12 protein-coding genes and 1 pseudogene are annotated in these 14,490 nt (G+C 62.1%); 8 read left to right on the top strand and 5 right to left on the bottom strand.

Annotated features, from left to right (window positions below; genetic code table 11):
- Positions 1-47: 47 nt before the first annotated feature.
- From J3P88_RS11155 to J3P88_RS11145, 3 genes and pseudogenes are all read left to right on the top strand, one after another.
- On the top strand, positions 48-428 hold the full coding sequence (locus J3P88_RS11155; RefSeq protein WP_434575215.1) for a RidA family protein: 381 nt from the start codon (positions 48-50) through the stop codon (positions 426-428).
- A 525-nt stretch (positions 429-953) separates the two neighbouring features.
- Positions 954-1,052 (top strand): annotated as a pseudogene (locus J3P88_RS11150) (DUF6124 family protein); the annotation flags it as partial.
- 275 nt (positions 1,053-1,327) lie between these two features.
- Complete coding sequence (locus J3P88_RS11145) at positions 1,328-3,091, top strand: L-lactate permease (protein ID WP_434575213.1); 1,764 nt, start codon at positions 1,328-1,330, stop codon at positions 3,089-3,091.
- 167 nt (positions 3,092-3,258) lie between these two features.
- Here J3P88_RS11145 and J3P88_RS11140 read toward each other — a convergent pair whose 3' ends face one another.
- Positions 3,259-3,594, bottom strand: a complete 336-nt coding sequence (locus J3P88_RS11140) for a hypothetical protein (protein WP_186710227.1) — start codon at positions 3,592-3,594, stop codon at positions 3,259-3,261.
- 246 nt (positions 3,595-3,840) lie between these two features.
- Here J3P88_RS11140 and J3P88_RS11135 point away from each other — a divergent pair, with 246 nt between their 5' ends.
- Entirely contained in the window at positions 3,841-4,497 is a 657-nt protein-coding gene (locus J3P88_RS11135; protein ID WP_434575211.1) for a polysaccharide lyase family 7 protein, read from the top strand.
- Between the two features lie 18 nt (positions 4,498-4,515).
- On the opposite strand, the gene J3P88_RS11130 is transcribed toward J3P88_RS11135, so the two are convergent.
- The 3 genes from J3P88_RS11130 to J3P88_RS11120 form a co-directional block, all read right to left on the bottom strand.
- Positions 4,516-5,748, bottom strand: a complete 1,233-nt coding sequence (locus J3P88_RS11130) for a nucleoside permease (RefSeq protein WP_434575209.1) — start codon at positions 5,746-5,748, stop codon at positions 4,516-4,518.
- 269 nt (positions 5,749-6,017) lie between these two features.
- Positions 6,018-7,109 (bottom strand): sugar phosphate isomerase/epimerase family protein, encoded by a 1,092-nt coding sequence (locus J3P88_RS11125; RefSeq protein WP_434575208.1) that lies wholly within the window; start codon positions 7,107-7,109, stop codon positions 6,018-6,020.
- Positions 7,106-8,281 (bottom strand): Gfo/Idh/MocA family protein, encoded by a 1,176-nt coding sequence (locus J3P88_RS11120; RefSeq protein ID WP_434575206.1) that lies wholly within the window; start codon positions 8,279-8,281, stop codon positions 7,106-7,108. The genes J3P88_RS11125 and J3P88_RS11120 overlap by 4 nt, the downstream gene beginning before the upstream one ends.
- A gap of 166 nt (positions 8,282-8,447) precedes the next feature.
- Here J3P88_RS11120 and J3P88_RS11115 point away from each other — a divergent pair, with 166 nt between their 5' ends.
- The 4 genes from J3P88_RS11115 to J3P88_RS11100 all read left to right on the top strand — a co-directional run bounded on the left by J3P88_RS11115 (position 8,448) and on the right by J3P88_RS11100 (position 13,122).
- On the top strand, positions 8,448-9,446 hold the full coding sequence (locus J3P88_RS11115; protein WP_434575204.1) for a LacI family DNA-binding transcriptional regulator: 999 nt from the start codon (positions 8,448-8,450) through the stop codon (positions 9,444-9,446).
- 233 nt (positions 9,447-9,679) lie between these two features.
- Positions 9,680-10,633 carry a TAXI family TRAP transporter solute-binding subunit gene (locus J3P88_RS11110; RefSeq protein ID WP_186710213.1) on the top strand — a complete coding sequence of 318 codons (954 nt, stop codon included), beginning with the start codon at positions 9,680-9,682 and terminating at the stop codon, positions 10,631-10,633.
- Positions 10,634-10,711: 78 nt separating this feature from the next.
- Positions 10,712-12,739 carry a TRAP transporter permease gene (locus J3P88_RS11105; RefSeq protein ID WP_434575201.1) on the top strand — a complete coding sequence of 676 codons (2,028 nt, stop codon included), beginning with the start codon at positions 10,712-10,714 and terminating at the stop codon, positions 12,737-12,739.
- Positions 12,736-13,122 (top strand): DUF1850 domain-containing protein, encoded by a 387-nt coding sequence (locus J3P88_RS11100; protein WP_434575200.1) that lies wholly within the window; start codon positions 12,736-12,738, stop codon positions 13,120-13,122. Before J3P88_RS11105 ends, J3P88_RS11100 begins: the two co-directional genes overlap by 4 nt.
- Before the next feature lie 202 nt (positions 13,123-13,324).
- On the opposite strand, the gene J3P88_RS11095 is transcribed toward J3P88_RS11100, so the two are convergent.
- Complete coding sequence (locus tag J3P88_RS11095) at positions 13,325-14,416, bottom strand: SMP-30/gluconolactonase/LRE family protein (RefSeq protein WP_434575198.1); 1,092 nt, start codon at positions 14,414-14,416, stop codon at positions 13,325-13,327.
- Positions 14,417-14,490: the final 74 nt, after the last annotated feature.

Genomic DNA, 14,490 nt, shown 5'->3' with positions numbered 1-14,490 from the left:
GACGGTAAACTGCGGCGGTCCTTTTTCTTTCCTGCATGAGGCTTTGCATGAGCAACCCAGACATCACGTTTATTCCAGATCCGGACGCCGATTCGATTTCCTCCGACGTCGCCGGCTTCGGCGGCCTGCTGGTTTCCACGCAAATCCCCACCCGCGCCGACGGCAGCCTGGAACTGGGCGACATCACGCTGCAGAGCGAATGCACACTGCAAGCCCTCAAGACCGCCTTGGAGGGTGCCGGCAGTTCCATGGACCGGGTGTTGCACCTGACCATCTACCTGACCGACATGGCGGATCGCGCCGCGTTCAACGAGGTCTACCAACGCTTCTTCGCCAAACCCTGGCCGGTTCGCGCCGCCGTGGGCGTGGCATCGTTGGCGGTCGAGGGGATGAAGGTGGAAGTGACGGCGATGGCGGCGAAGGGTTAAGCGGACGCACTGCACCGTGTAGCGCTGCACTGCTTTTGTGGCGAGGGAGCTTGCTCCCGCTGGACTGCGAAGCAGGCCCAAGTTTTTTTGCTCAATGCAGAAATTTTGGGGCGGCTTCGCCACCCAGCGGGAGCAAGCTCCCTCGCCACAGATAGTGGTTAACCCAGGTCCCCCGTCCAGCAGGAGACCTTGTTTATCCCGATGCAGGAACGTTCGGGTTCGGGCTACGTTGTCTTGCGCCGTTACCTACAACTACGCCAGAATCCGCCGGCTTGTGCGCCTGGAGGTCGGGCTTTATCGTTTCCCCGTCGCTGATAAATCAGCGATCGGGTTTAGCGATCCGACTCAACACAGACGCAACAATGCCCAGTCTCGATTGCAGTCTTTACGTCTGCAACTCGCTTTATGGTGGCTGTGCGTGGGAGACCTTCTGGTCCACCCGGGGTTTCTGCGACCCGGATCGCTAACCTGCGTACAGCCGCCACCTTTACTTGTTTAGCGATAGGTCGTGGTGGCTCAACCAATCAAGGCTCAAGACGCCACATTGCCCTGGGTATCCAGCAATTGATCGAACTGAGCGCAATGCTGGCGAACCGCGCGCTGGATAACGTCGAAGCACGTTAGCCGATCCACCCCTTGAAACTGGCCTCTAAGGAACAGCGCCCAGAGGCCAGCGCGAACCCGCTTTTGTGGCGAGGGAGCTTGCTCCCGCTGGACTGCGAAGCAGGCCCAAGTTTTTTGCTCAATGCAGAAATCTTGAGACGGCTTCGCCACCCAGCGGGAGCAAGCTCCCTCGCCACAGGGGTTTGCCTGGCAATCGCTTAACAAATCCCCGCCTATACTTCTCTGCCAATCCCCCCGGGGCCTGCACTTCCAACAATAAAAAGCAGAGGTGGAACATGGTCTGGCAACAAGTCTACGATCCCTTCGGTAATGCGGTGCTGTCGACGCTCCTGGCGGCGGTTCCGGTGGTGGTGATGCTGGCGTCCCTGGCGTTTTTTCATGTCAAGGCGCACCTGGCGGCGTTGTACGCCCTGGCCTCGGCCTTGCTGATCGCGATCTTCGCCTTCGGCATGCCGGCCGACATGGCCGGTTCGGCGGCGTTGTATGGCGCGGCCAACGGCCTGCTGCCCATCGGCTGGATTGTCCTCAACATCATTTTCCTGCACCGGCTGACCACCGAAAACGGCTCGTTCAAGGTCCTGCAGGACTCCCTCGCGCGCATCACCGACGACCGGCGCCTGCAACTGCTGCTGATCGCCTTTTGTTTTGGCGCGTTCTTCGAAGGCGCGGCGGGCTTCGGCACGCCGGTGGCGGTGACCGGCGCGATCTTGATCGGGCTGGGTTTTTCCCCCTTGGCCGCCTCGGGCCTGGCACTGATCGCCAACACCGCGCCGGTGGCGTTCGGCGCCCTCGGCACGCCCATCATCACCCTGGCCAAAGTCACCGGGCTGGATGAAATGGAATTGTCGATGATGGTCGGTCGGCAGTTGCCGTTCTTCTCGGTGCTGGTGCCGTTCTGGTTGATCTGGGCCTTCGCCGGGTGGCGCAAGATGCTGGAGGTCTGGCCGGCGATCCTGGTGGCCGGCGTCAGCTTCGCCATCCCACAGTTCCTGGTGTCCAACTACCACGGGCCGATGCTGGTGGATGTCATCGCCGCGTTGATCTCCATGGCCTGCCTCACCGGTTTCCTCAAGGTCTGGAAACCGGCCACGGTGCATACGTCCGCGGCGTTGACGGGGCGCCACGATGACTCGAAGATCGAGGCGAGCGAGCAGCAGCAACCGGTCACCACCGGCGCTTTCGGCAGTGACAATCGCCCCGCCGTGCTGCGTGCGTGGATGCCCTGGATCATCCTCACGGTATTCGTCTTCGCCTGGGGCACCCAGGGCTTCAAGAATCTGTTCGACACCCGCCCGGCACTGGACCCGCAAACCCAATCGGCCAAGCTCGACCCCCAAGGCAAGCCGATGCGCGAGGCCAACCCGATCTTCTCGCCACTGGTGACCTTCGGCACCATCCACCAGCAGATCGAGAAAGTCCCGCCCGTGGTCCCGCAGCCGAAAACCGAGGAAGCGGTCTACAAGTTCAACTGGTTCACCGCCACGGGCAGCGGCATCTTCCTGGCGGCGATTCTCGGTGGCTTGCTGATGGGCTACTCCATCCCGCAACTGGTGCGCCACTACCTGCGAACGCTGTGGGTGGTGCGCTACTCGCTGATCACCATCGTGGCGATGCTGGCGCTGGGGTTCCTCACGCGTTATTCAGGCCTGGACGCGACCATGGGCCTGGCTTTCGCCGCCACGGGCATTTTCTATCCGATGTTCGGCACCCTGCTGGGCTGGCTCGGCGTGGCGCTGACCGGTTCGGACACGGCGTCCAACGTATTGTTCGGCGGTTTGCAACGGGTGACGGCGGAACAGTTGGGCATCAGCCCGGTGCTGATGGCCGCGGCCAACAGTTCTGGTGGGGTGATGGGGAAAATGGTCGACGCCCAGTCGATCGTGGTCGCCTCCACCGCGACCCGTTGGTACGGCCACGAAGGCGAAATCCTGCGCTACGTGTTTTTCCACTCGGTGGTCTTGGCGATCCTGGTGGGCGGGCTGGTGACGTTGCAGGCGTATGTGGCGCCGTTCACGCATATGGTCGTCGGCGGACATTGACGGAGGGTCGGGCATGCTCGGGCTGTTGTGGCGAGGGAGCTTGCTCCCGCTCGGTTGCGCAGCGACCGCAAAAAACGGGGCCGCTGCGCGCCCCAGCGGGAGCAAGCTCCCTCGCCACGGGTGAACGCCTTCAAATCAGATAGGCGCACCTACCTTAAATGCACGTTTTACTGAACGCTTTTCAGCTTGACCACATCACCGGACACCGAGGTGGTGTAGCCGGTCAGGACCCAGGCCCAGAACCAGTTTTCCTGGACTTGGGTGTTGATCATGGCGTCGCCGCCCTTGGCCTTGATCGCGGCGGTCTGGGCGCGCACGAAACGGTTGTTCTGCTGGATCGGGATCAGACCGAACAGCAGCAGGCCGGTGGCCTTGGCTTCACTGTGGCCGACAACGGTGTATTGGGTGCTGTCGTATTGCTGGGTTTTCATCGGGGTGCCGGTGCAACCCGCCAGGGCCAGGCCGAACACTGCGCACGCTACAACTTTACTGATGTGATTCATTTGACGCTCCATGGGAAGACGCCCGGGATCCGTCTCTCGGGCGGCGCGTACTCTAACCGATCAGTAATAAATTGACACACCATAATCCGCCCAATTCAGTGCCCAAGAGGCTCATCGCAGAGCCATCCGTCAGGTGCGCCTCCAGCGAAACAGACCCTCGTCGATAACATGAAAACTACGCCACGGAAGGCCGTTCTTTGTCTTGACGGCCGCCAGGTAACGGCCGCTCCCGTAGGAGGATTTCATATGATTGACGTGACTGTCTGGAGCGTAACCCTGCCGGTGCAAACGCCGGCGCAGGTCGTGGCGACCAAAGCCATGCCGACCTTGAAGAACAAGTATTTCGACAATAACGGCCAGAGGATCGTCTTCTGGGCGCCCGTGACCGGCTCCCATACCGGTAACAGCAAATACCCGCGTTCCGAACTGCGGGAAACCAGCCGGGACGGGAAACACCTCAACTGGCGCTACAACAGCGGCATCAATACCCTCAAGGGCGAGCTGTCGGTGAACCAGGTGCCTTCCGAAGGCCGTGTGGTGGTGGCGCAGATTCACGCCAAGGATGCGCCGACGCCCTTGTTGAAACTGGTGTACCGCTACGAAAAGGGCATCGGCAATATCGACGTGGAATACCGGTTCAAGCCCAAGGACAAGAAAAGCCCGGTGATCTACACCGTGCCCAAGGTGCCGTTGAACAAATCCTTCTCGTATACGCTGCAAATGGACAAGCAAGGCCAGCTCTCGGTGCTGATCGGCAAGAGCGGTAAACAGGTGAAGTTGGACAAGTCCTGGCAAGGCTACAACTTCTATTTCAAGGCCGGCGTCTACACCTTGGATAACAAGGGCTATTCCAATGAAGGCGGGAAAGTGACCTACACCAAACTGAGCGCCAGTCACAAATGACTGACGCTCAGCCCCGCTTCAAGCCTTTGATGGCGTGGCGAGCGCCTGCTGGCCACGGAAGGTAAACACAAAGCCGACCAACACCAGCAGCGCAAAACCGGCCGGGAACAGCCAGATGCTCTGCCAATCATGCCCACCCGCCACGACAAAGTGATCGGTCACCTGCCCCGCCACCCAGAAGCCGATCAGCATCCCCACACCATAAGTCGCCAAGGTAATCAGGCCCTGGGCCGAGCTGCGGAAGCGCTCCGGTGCCTTGGCGTCGGTGTAGATCTGCCCCGAGACAAAAAAAAAGTCGTAGCAGATGCCGTGCAGGGCAATGCCGGTGAACAACATGAACGCCAGGTCGCCGTTATTGCCGTAGGCAAACAATACGTAGCGCAACGCCCACGCCAGCATGCCCACCAGCAGCGCCAGCTTGATGCCGAAGCGCTGGATGAACAGCGGCAACAGCAACATGAACAGCACTTCCGAGACCTGCCCGATGGCCATCTTCGCCGTGGGGTTGGTCATGCCGGTTTCGGCCAGGAACGGGTTGGCATTCTGGTAATAGAACGCCAAGGGAATGCAGATCAGGATCGAGGCGATGAAAAACACCAGGTAACTGCGATCCTTCAACAGCCCCAACGCATCCAGCCCCAGCAGTTGCTTGACGCCGCCAGCGCTGGCCTGTTCCTTGAGCGGTGCCGTGGCCGGCAGCGTGAAGCTGTAGAGCCCGAGGACCAGGGACGCGATGGCGGCCATCAGGAATGTATTGCGCAAACCACCTGCCGCGATCGCGTCGCGCGAATCCCAAGCGAACACAAAACTGATTACCACGCCCGCGACGATCCAGCCGATGGTGCCCCACACCCGGATGCGCGAGAACTCCAGCGCCGGGTCGCGCATCTGCCGGAACGCCACGGAATTGACCAGGGCCAGCGTTGGCATGTAGACCACCATATACACCAGCACATACGGGTAGAACACGCTGAAATCCGCCGCCGAATACAGCTGATACAGCAACACCGCGCCGAGCAGGTGCAGCACCGCCAGGATCCGTTCGGCGTTGAAGTAGCGGTCGGCGATCAGGCCGATGACGAATGGCGCAATGATCGCCCCCCACGATTGCGTGGAGAAGGCCATGCCGATCTGCCCACCGCTGGCGCCCAGGGTGCTGGACAGAAAGGTGCCGAGGGTGACGAACCAGCCGCCCCAGATAAAGAATTGCAGGAACATCATCACGCTCAGGCGTGCATTCATCGTGGTCATGACAGTCACCGTTTTATTGTTGTTCTTGTGAAAATAAAAAGCTTGCACAGCGCTTGTGGCCTGCTTTTGTAACTTGCTTTTGTAACCTGCTTTTGTGGCCTGCTTTTGTGGCCTGCTTTTTATGGCCTGATTTTGTGGCGAGGGAGCTTGCTCCCGCTCGGCTGCGCAGCAGTCGTAAAATCCACTGGCGCGGTGTTTCTGGAAAACCGCGCCAGCCTATTTAGGGCTGCTGCGCAGCCCAGCGGGAGCAAGCTCCCTCGCCACAGGGGTCACGCTTTTGGTATTGGGGACAAACCCAACAACCGCCGATTGGAGTCCTCATCCGCCGTGACGCTGGCAAAATCATCGAACGCCTTGCCGGTCTTGCTGATCATGTGCCGCTGGATGAACGCCGCCCCTTCAGCAGCCCCCTGTTGCGAATCCTTCAGGCAACATTCCCATTCCAGGACCGCCCAACCGCTGAAGTCGTATTGGGTCAGCTTGCTGAAGATCGATTTGAAGTCGATCTGGCCGTCACCCAATGAACGGAACCGCCCGGGGCGATCGACCCAGCCTTGGTAGCCGCCGTACACGCCGGAACGGGCATCGGGGCGAAATTCGGCGTCCTTGACGTGAAACATGCGGATGCGTTCGTGGTAGCGATCGATGAAGCCCAGGTAGTCCATCTGTTGCAACAGCAGATGGCTGGGGTCGTAGAGAATCGCCGCCCGTGGGTGATGATCCACCGCCTCCAGGAAACGTTCGAACGAGGCCCCGTCGTGGAGGTCTTCGCCGGGGTGGATTTCGTAGCACAGGTCCACCCCCGCCGCGTCGAAGCAATCGAGAATCGGCAACCAGCGCCGGGCCAGCTCGGCAAAGCCCTGCTCCACCAAACCCGCCGGGCGTTGCGGCCACGGATAGACATAGGGCCACAACAGCGCTCCGGAAAACGTCGCATGGGCCTTCAAGCCGAGACGCTGGCTGGCGCGGGCGGCCAGCTTGAGTTGCTCGATCGCCCACTCGGTCCGCGCTTGGGGCTGGCCACGCACATGGGCCGGGGCGAAGTCATCGAACAGCGCGTCGAACGCCGGGTGCACCGCCACCAACTGGCCTTGCAGGTGCGTCGATAACTCGCTGATCTCCACACCGGCCTGGGCACAGGTGGCCTTGAGTTCATCGCAATAATCCTGGCTCTCGGCGGCCCGGGCCAGATCGATGTATTGCGTGCCCGAGGTCGGCACTTGAATGGCTTTGTAGCCTTGCGAAGCGGCCCACTGGGCAATGTTGGCCAGGGTGTCGAACGGGGCCTCGGCAGACATGAACTGCGCCAGGAAAATACCTGGGCCGCGCAGGCCGCTCGGTGTTGGGTCGGGGGTATTCACAACAAGGATGCTCCAGTTTGCACGGCGGTCCATTTCGCCTCGCCGCGATGGTTGAGGATGGCGGCCTCGATGAACGCCATGCCCCGCAAACCGGTCTCGATGCCGGGTACGCCTGGGGCGTCAGGGCCTTCGGCATGGCTGCGAATGGCCTGGGCGAAATCGCCATAGAGGTTGGCCATGGCTTCCAGGTAACCCTCGGGATGCCCGGCCGGCAGACGCATGCGACGTTGAGCCGCCTCGCACAGCCACGGCTGGCCGACACCGCTGCGCAGGATGCGCAAGGGTTGGTCGAAGGCGCGATGGATCAGGCTCGCCGGTTCTTCCTGGCGCCACTCCAAGGCACCCTTGTCGCCGTAGACGCGAATCTTCAGCGGGTTCTCTTCGCCGGTGCAGACTTGGCTGGCGATCAACACACCGCTGGCACCGCCCGCCATCTTGAACAGCATCGCCGCGTCGTCGTCCAACTGCCGGCCCGGGACATGGGTGCCCAACGCCGCGCACAGCTGCTGGATCGGCTGGTCGGCGACGAACTCGGCCAGGGAAAACGCATGGGTGCCAATGTCGCCGATGCAACCGCCCAGGCCGGACTGCGAGGGGTCGTCACGCCACTCGGCCTGTTTGTTGCCCTGGGCGGCGACATCCTGGCTGAGCCAGCCTTGGGGGTACTCGACCAGCACTTTGCGCACCGAGCCGATCACACCCGAACGCACCATGTCCCGGGCCTGCCACACCATGGGATAGCCCAGGTAGGTGTGGGCCAGGCCGTAGAGGCAACGGCTGCCTTGCAGCACTTGCTTGAGGGCGAGCAACTCCTTGAGGTCCAGGGCGGCGGGCTTTTCGCTGAACACATGGAAACCGGCCTTCAAGGCCTGGCTGGCAATGGGTGCGTGAAGGTGATTGGGCGTGACGATCACCAGCAGTTCCATGCGCTGGTCAAGCGGCAGCAGCGCTTCGGTGTCGAGCATCTGCTGCCAGTCGTGGTAGCAACGCGACGCCGTCAGGCCCAGGGCCGTGCCGGTTTGCCGGGTGTTGTAAGGGTCGCGGCTGAACGCGCCGCACACCAGCTCGAAACCGCCATCCAGGCCCGCCGCCTCACGATGGGCCTGGCCGATGAACGCGCCCTCTCCACCGCCGACGAAGCCCATTCTTATTTTCGGTGCTACAGGATTCATCGTGATTCTCTTCCTGTCAGGATGATGATGTAACCGGTTACATCATGGCGGAAATCTAGGCTCAGTTTCCCTCCGTGTCAAACCCAACGGGTTCACACCTGAACATTTGTCAGGCGCCCAACCTGCGGTAAGCTCCCCCACCGTACCCCTGTTCCCCGAGGTGATTTTGTCCAACATTCGTGAAGTGGCCCGGCTGGCGGGTGTTTCAGTGGCCACGGTGTCCAGAACGCTGAAATCCCCCGAGCGGGTGCTTCCCGAGACCCGGGACAAGGTCAACGCAGCAGTGGAACAGGCCGGCTACCGGCCCAACCTGATGGCGGTGCAGTTTCGCTCCCGCCGCACCGGCAACCTGGTGATCCTGGTGCCGGCCATCGCCAACACGTTTTTCGCCCGGGTCATCAGTGGCGCGCAGCAGGCCGCGCAGGCGGCGGGCTACCGATTGCTGCTATGCGACACCCAGGGCCGGGTGGAGGTCGAGCGGGAGTTCGCCGCCCTGGTCTATGCCCACCAGGCGGACGGGGTGATCCAGTTGCGCGCCAGCGATCCTTACGAATCGATGCCCACAGGCGCTGAAAGCCTGCCGCTGGTCAACGCCTGTGAAGTGGTCAAGGGTGCACCCTACCCGACCATCAGCCTCGACAACCGCGCCGCCGCCCAGGCCATGACCAAGCATCTGATCGGCCTCGGCCACCGCCGCATCGGCATCATCAAGGGACCACGCAGCAGCCCGCTGACCCTGGACCGCGTGGCCGGTTACCAGGATGCCCTGGGCCAGGCCGGCATCGCCGTCGACCCCAGCCTGATCTGCCATGGCGACTTCACCTTGAAGGCCGGTGACGACGGTGCCGGTGCGATGTTGGCGTTGGCCGACCGCCCCAGCGCGCTGTTCTGTGAAAACGACGAAATGGCCATCGGCGCGCTCAGGCGCATCAAGCAAATGGGCCTGCGGGTGCCCGAGGATATTTCCCTGGTGGGCTTTGACGACATCCCATTCGCCGCCTACTGCGACCCGCCCCTGACCACCATTTCCCAGCCTGCCGAAGCGTTTGGTCAAAAGGCGGTGCAGATGCTGATTGCCTTGATCGAGAAGAAGCCGATTGCCGAACGGCATGTGGTGTTGCCGTTTGAGTTGACGGTGCGGGGCAGTACAGCGCCCCTGGCGTGACCGGGAACCTGTGGCGAGGGAGCTTGCTCCCGCTGGGGCGCGCAGCGGCCCCAAAGCAGGACTCAATCAACCTGACACTCCGCGCTGCCTGGTCGAGGGGCTGCTACGCAGCCCAGCGGGAGCAAGCTCCCTCGCCACAAAAAGCCTTTACGGTGCCTCGACTCGCCTCCGCCCCCGTTTGAACTACAGTGGAAGGACTCTGCATAAAGCCATAACAAGACGGAGAGTTTCCCATGCGAGTCAACAAGCGCTTCACCCTCCTGGCCGCCGCGGCAGCCTTGGCGGTCACCACCACCGCTCACGCGGCTCCCCCGGTGTTCATCAATATCCTGACCGGAGGCACCAGTGGTGTGTATTACCCGATCGGGGTCGGGCTTTCACAGATCTACAGCAGCGGCATCGAAGGTTCCAAGACGTCGGTCCAGGCTACCAAGGCGTCGGTGGAAAACCTGAACCTGCTGCAAGCCGGGCGCGGTGAGTTGGCCCTCGCCTTGGGCGACTCGGTGGCCGACGCGAAAAACGGCGTGGAGGATGCCGGCTTCAAGGCACCGCTGACCAAGCTGCGGGCGATTGCCGGCGCGTACCCCAATTACATCCAGATCGTTGCCAGCGAGGAATCGGGGATCAAGACCCTGGCGGACCTCAAGGGCAAGACCGTTTCCGTGGGCGCGGCGAAATCCGGCACCGAGCTCAACGCCCGGGCGATCTTCAAGGCGGCCGGCCTCACCTACAACGACATGAAGGTCCAATACCTGCCGTTCGCCGAGTCGGTTGACCTGATCAAGAACCGGCAACTGGACGCCACCCTGCAATCCTCCGGCCTGGGCATGGCGGCCATTCGTGACCTGGCGTCGACGATGAAGTTGAATTACGTGTCGATTCCCACCGATGTGGTGGAGAAAATCGGCAACCCGGCCTACCAGAGCGCGATGATCCCCGCCAACACCTACGATGGCCAGGCTGATGCCGTGCCCACCGTGGCCATCACCAATATCCTGGTGACCCGCGCGGACGTCCCGGACGAAGTGGCCTACCAGATGACCAAGCTGCTGTTCGACAACCTCGCCCGCCTGGGCACTTCCCATTCGGCGGCCAAGGACATCAACCTGAAAAACGCCGCGAAAAACCTGCCCATCGCGCTCCACCCCGGTGCCGAGCGCTACTACAAGGAAGTGGGCGCGCTATAGCCCCTGGCCTGCAACGGCGCGCGTCGCCGTTGCAGCATTGCCTTTCGCATCCGCACGTCGACAACAGGCAGGCATTTCATGAGTGAAGACCAGCACGGCATCGCCACGGACCCGAGGGACTGGCCCAAGACGCTGTTTTACGTGGCGTTGCTGTTTTCCATCTTTCAAATCATCACGGCAGCCTTTTCACCGGTTTCCAGCATTGTGCTGCGGGCGGTGCATGTGGGCTTTCTGCTGTGGGTGGTGTTCCTCAGCTACCCCGCCCATGGCAAGCAACGACCCTGGCAACCCCTGGCCTGGGCGTTGGGCCTGGCGGGAATGGCGACGGCGCTCTATCAATGGGTGTTCGAGGCCGACCTGATCCAGCGTTCCGGCGACCTGACGACTGCCGACATGGTCATCGGGGTCATCCTGATCGTGCTGGTGTTCGAGGCGGCGCGGCGGGTGATGGGCATTGCCTTGCCGATCATCTGCGGCCTGTTCCTGGCCTATGGCCTGTTCGGCGAACACCTGCCAGGCGACCTGGCCCATCGCGGCTACGGTGTCGATCAACTGGTCAATCAATTGTCCTTCGGCACCGAAGGGCTCTACGGCACGCCGACCTATGTGTCGGCCACCTACATTTTCCTGTTCATCCTGTTTGGCGCCTTCCTGGAAAAGGCCGGCATGATCAAGCTGTTCACCGATTTCGCCATGGGCCTGTTCGGTCACAAGCTGGGCGGTCCGGCAAAGGTGTCGGTGGTGTCGTCGGCGCTGATGGGCACCATCACCGGCTCGGGCATCGCCAACGTGGTGACGACCGGGCAGTTCACCATTCCGCTGATGAAACGCTTTGGCTACAAGGCGGCGTTTGCCGGCGGCGTGGAAGCGACGTCGAGCATGGGCAGCCAGATCATGCCACCCGTGATGGGCGCGGTGGCGTTCATCATGGCCGAGACCATCAACGTGCCGTTCGTGGAAATCGCCAAGGCCGCGCTGATACCGGCGTGCCTGTATTTCGGCTCGGTATTTTGGATGGTTCACCTGGAAGCCAAGCGCTCCGACCTCAAGGGCCTGCCCAAGGACCAATGCCCCAGCGCGTGGGGCGCGGTCAAGGAGAGCTGGTTCCTGCTGATCCCGCTGGGGGTGCTGGTCTATCTGCTGTTTTCCGGACGCACGCCGCTGTTCTCCGGCATGGTCGGGCTGGCGCTGACGGCCATCGTGATTCTCGGTTCGGCGATCATTCTCAAAGTCTCGAGCTACGCCTTGCGCTGCGCCTTCTGGGTCGCGCTGGGCATACTCTGCGTCGGATTCTTCAGGATGGGCATCGGCATCGTGTTTGCGGTGATCGGCCTGCTGGTGGTGGCGTGCTGGTTCATGCAAGGCACGCGGGAAACCCTGGTCATCTGCCTGCACGCCTTGGTGGACGGTGCCCGCCACGCCGTTCCGGTGGGGATCGCCTGCGCCTTGGTCGGCACCATCATCGCCGTGGTGTCGCTGACGGGCGTGGCGTCCACCTTCGCCGGTTACATCCTGGCGATCGGCAAGGACAATCTGTTCCTGTCGCTGCTGTTGACCATGCTCACCTGCCTGGTGCTGGGCATGGGTATCCCGACCATTCCCAACTACATCATCACCAGCTCCATCGCCGCGCCGGCCCTGCTGGAACTGGGCGTGCCGCTGATCGTGTCGCACATGTTCGTGTTTTATTTCGGCATCCTCGCCGACCTGACGCCACCGGTGGCACTGGCGTGTTTCGCCGCCGCGCCCATTGCCCGGGAAAGTGGCCTGAAGATCAGCTTCTGGGCGGTGCGCATCGCCCTCGCCGGTTTCGTCATCCCGTTCATGACGGTCTATAACCCGGCCTTGATGCTCCAGGGCGACAACCTGTGGATGACGACGTACATGCTGATCAAGACGTTACTGGCTGTCGGGCTCTGGGGGATGGCCTCCACCGGTTACCTGCAACAGAAAATGCCGGTGTGGGAACGCCTGCTGTGCTTCGCCGCTGGCGCGTTACTGGTGGTTGCCCTGCCCCTGACCGATGAGATTGGCTTCGTGCTGGGTGGGCTGCTGATCTTCCAGCATGTTTGGCGCGCGCGACGTAGCGGACGGGCCTTGGCGTGATCGGGCTGTGCCTGGGCCTGTCCGGCGTGGTCTGGGCCCAGCTTGCCGTGACCGATTTCACCCTGGCGTGGAACCACACCATCGAGAAGATCCGCTGGGAGGAAGACTATCGCGTCAGTGAGCAGGGCCTGGTCCTGGGTGAGGCAAGGGTCAAGGGCAATGGCGCGGGCATGGAGATTCCCGACGATGCCCGGCTGGAAAATGGCAGTTGGCACTATCAGCGCCAGGTGCCACCCCTGCAACCGCTGAAACTGGGGCGCACGCCCCAGGCCGGTGATTATCAATTGTGTTTCGACGGGGGTTGTCGGCCGATGAGTCATTGGTTGGGGCCGCCTACGGCGGGCCAACCGACGGTGGAGCTGTGGAGTTGCGGACAATCCTGAGCCCATCAGAAAACACCTGAGAAAAAGTAGACGTCTGTGGCGAGGGAGCTTGCTCCCGCTGGGCTGCGTAGCAGCCCCTCAACCAGGTAGTGCGGTGTGTCTGGTTGATTCAATCAGTTTCATTGGGGGCCGCTTCGCGCCCCAGCGGGAGCAAGCTCCCTCGCCACAGAGACCATCACGCCATCGAAGATGGGTGCTTCAATCAGGCAAACGTCGCCCCTCGGGTATTCACGAACAGCGAATACAACGAGTGGCTGCCGGCCATGAACAACCGATTGCCTTCCCGGCCGCCGAAGCAGACGTTAGGGCATCGCTCCGGCAGGGAGATGTGCCCGATGGCCTTGCCTTCGGGGTTGAACACCCGCACGCCGTCGAGTTTTTCCAGGTCGGCCTTGGGGTCGCCATTGCCGCCCCAACCGCACCAGAGGTTGCCGCTCTCGTCGCACTTGATGCCATCGATCGCCGCGTAATCCAGGCCTTCGATGTGCTTGCGCCGCTCGCCCAGGGTGCCGTCGGCCTTGACCGCGATGGCCCAGACCAAGCGGTTGGGCTTGGCCCGGCCTTCGACCACATAGAGGGTTTTCTCGTCCGGGGAGAAACACAACCCGTTCGGCCCCGCCAGGTCGTCGATCACCCGGCTGACCTTGCTGGTTTCGCCGTCGATGCGGTACACCGCGTGGGGTTGGACCGGGGTGACTTTGTGCCCTTCGTAGTTGTTGCCGGTCTGGAACGGTGGGTCGGTGAACCAGACCGAACCGTCCCGCTTGCAGACGATGTCGTTGGGCGAGTTGAAAGGCTTGCCCTCGAAACTGTCCGCCAGCACAGTGAGGGTGCCGTTGTGTTCGGTGCGAGTGATACGCCGGCCTTCGCTGGCGGTGGTGGAGCCTTCGCACACCAGCAGTCGCCCCTGGCGATCACGGCACATGCCGTTGGAGAAATTGGAGTTCTCTCGGTACACCGACAGGCCACCGGTAATTTCATCCCAGCGCACGATGCGGTTGTTGGGGATGTCACTGACCAGCAGGTAACGCCCGTCACCGACCCACACCGGCCCTTCTGCCCAACGCAGGCCGCTGGCGAGCTTCTCCACGCTGGCGTTGAAGATGCGCAAGTCCATGAAGCTGGGGTCGAGGATGTTAACCAGCGGGTCCGGGTAACGCTGGCTCAAGGGCTCGGCCTGGGCGAGTCCCGGCAGGTTGCCGAGGGTAGCGGCGGCGGCCGAGACCACCAGGGATTTTTTCAGGAAGACCCGGCGGCCTTGATCGGCGGCGGTTGCAGATTGCGAAGCATCCATCGTGCGTCTCCGTTAATTATTATTGGACGGGGACGATAGTTTTACTCCGTGATAAGACATCGTACAAGTGGACG

The organism is Pseudomonas sp. Z3-6 (assembly GCF_051131985.1).
Classification (GTDB): domain Bacteria; phylum Pseudomonadota; class Gammaproteobacteria; order Pseudomonadales; family Pseudomonadaceae; genus Aquipseudomonas; species Aquipseudomonas zanjanensis.
This window is presented reverse-complemented; position numbering and strand designations above follow the sequence as displayed.

Bases quoted from the DNA above. Each gene is read 5' to 3' on its own strand.
- J3P88_RS11155 (WP_434575215.1), top strand. From the start codon at position 48: ATGAGCAACCCAGACATCACGTTTATTCCAGATCCGGACGCCGATTCG.
- J3P88_RS11145 (WP_434575213.1), top strand. From the start codon at position 1,328: ATGGTCTGGCAACAAGTCTACGATCCCTTCGGTAATGCGGTGCTGTCG.
- J3P88_RS11140 (WP_186710227.1), bottom strand. From the start codon at position 3,594: ATGAATCACATCAGTAAAGTTGTAGCGTGCGCAGTGTTCGGCCTGGCC.
- J3P88_RS11135 (WP_434575211.1), top strand. From the start codon at position 3,841: ATGATTGACGTGACTGTCTGGAGCGTAACCCTGCCGGTGCAAACGCCG.
- J3P88_RS11130 (WP_434575209.1), bottom strand. From the start codon at position 5,748: ATGACCACGATGAATGCACGCCTGAGCGTGATGATGTTCCTGCAATTC.
- J3P88_RS11120 (WP_434575206.1), bottom strand. From the start codon at position 8,281: ATGAATCCTGTAGCACCGAAAATAAGAATGGGCTTCGTCGGCGGTGGA.
- J3P88_RS11110 (WP_186710213.1), top strand. From the start codon at position 9,680: ATGCGAGTCAACAAGCGCTTCACCCTCCTGGCCGCCGCGGCAGCCTTG.
- J3P88_RS11105 (WP_434575201.1), top strand. From the start codon at position 10,712: ATGAGTGAAGACCAGCACGGCATCGCCACGGACCCGAGGGACTGGCCC.
- J3P88_RS11095 (WP_434575198.1), bottom strand. From the start codon at position 14,416: ATGGATGCTTCGCAATCTGCAACCGCCGCCGATCAAGGCCGCCGGGTC.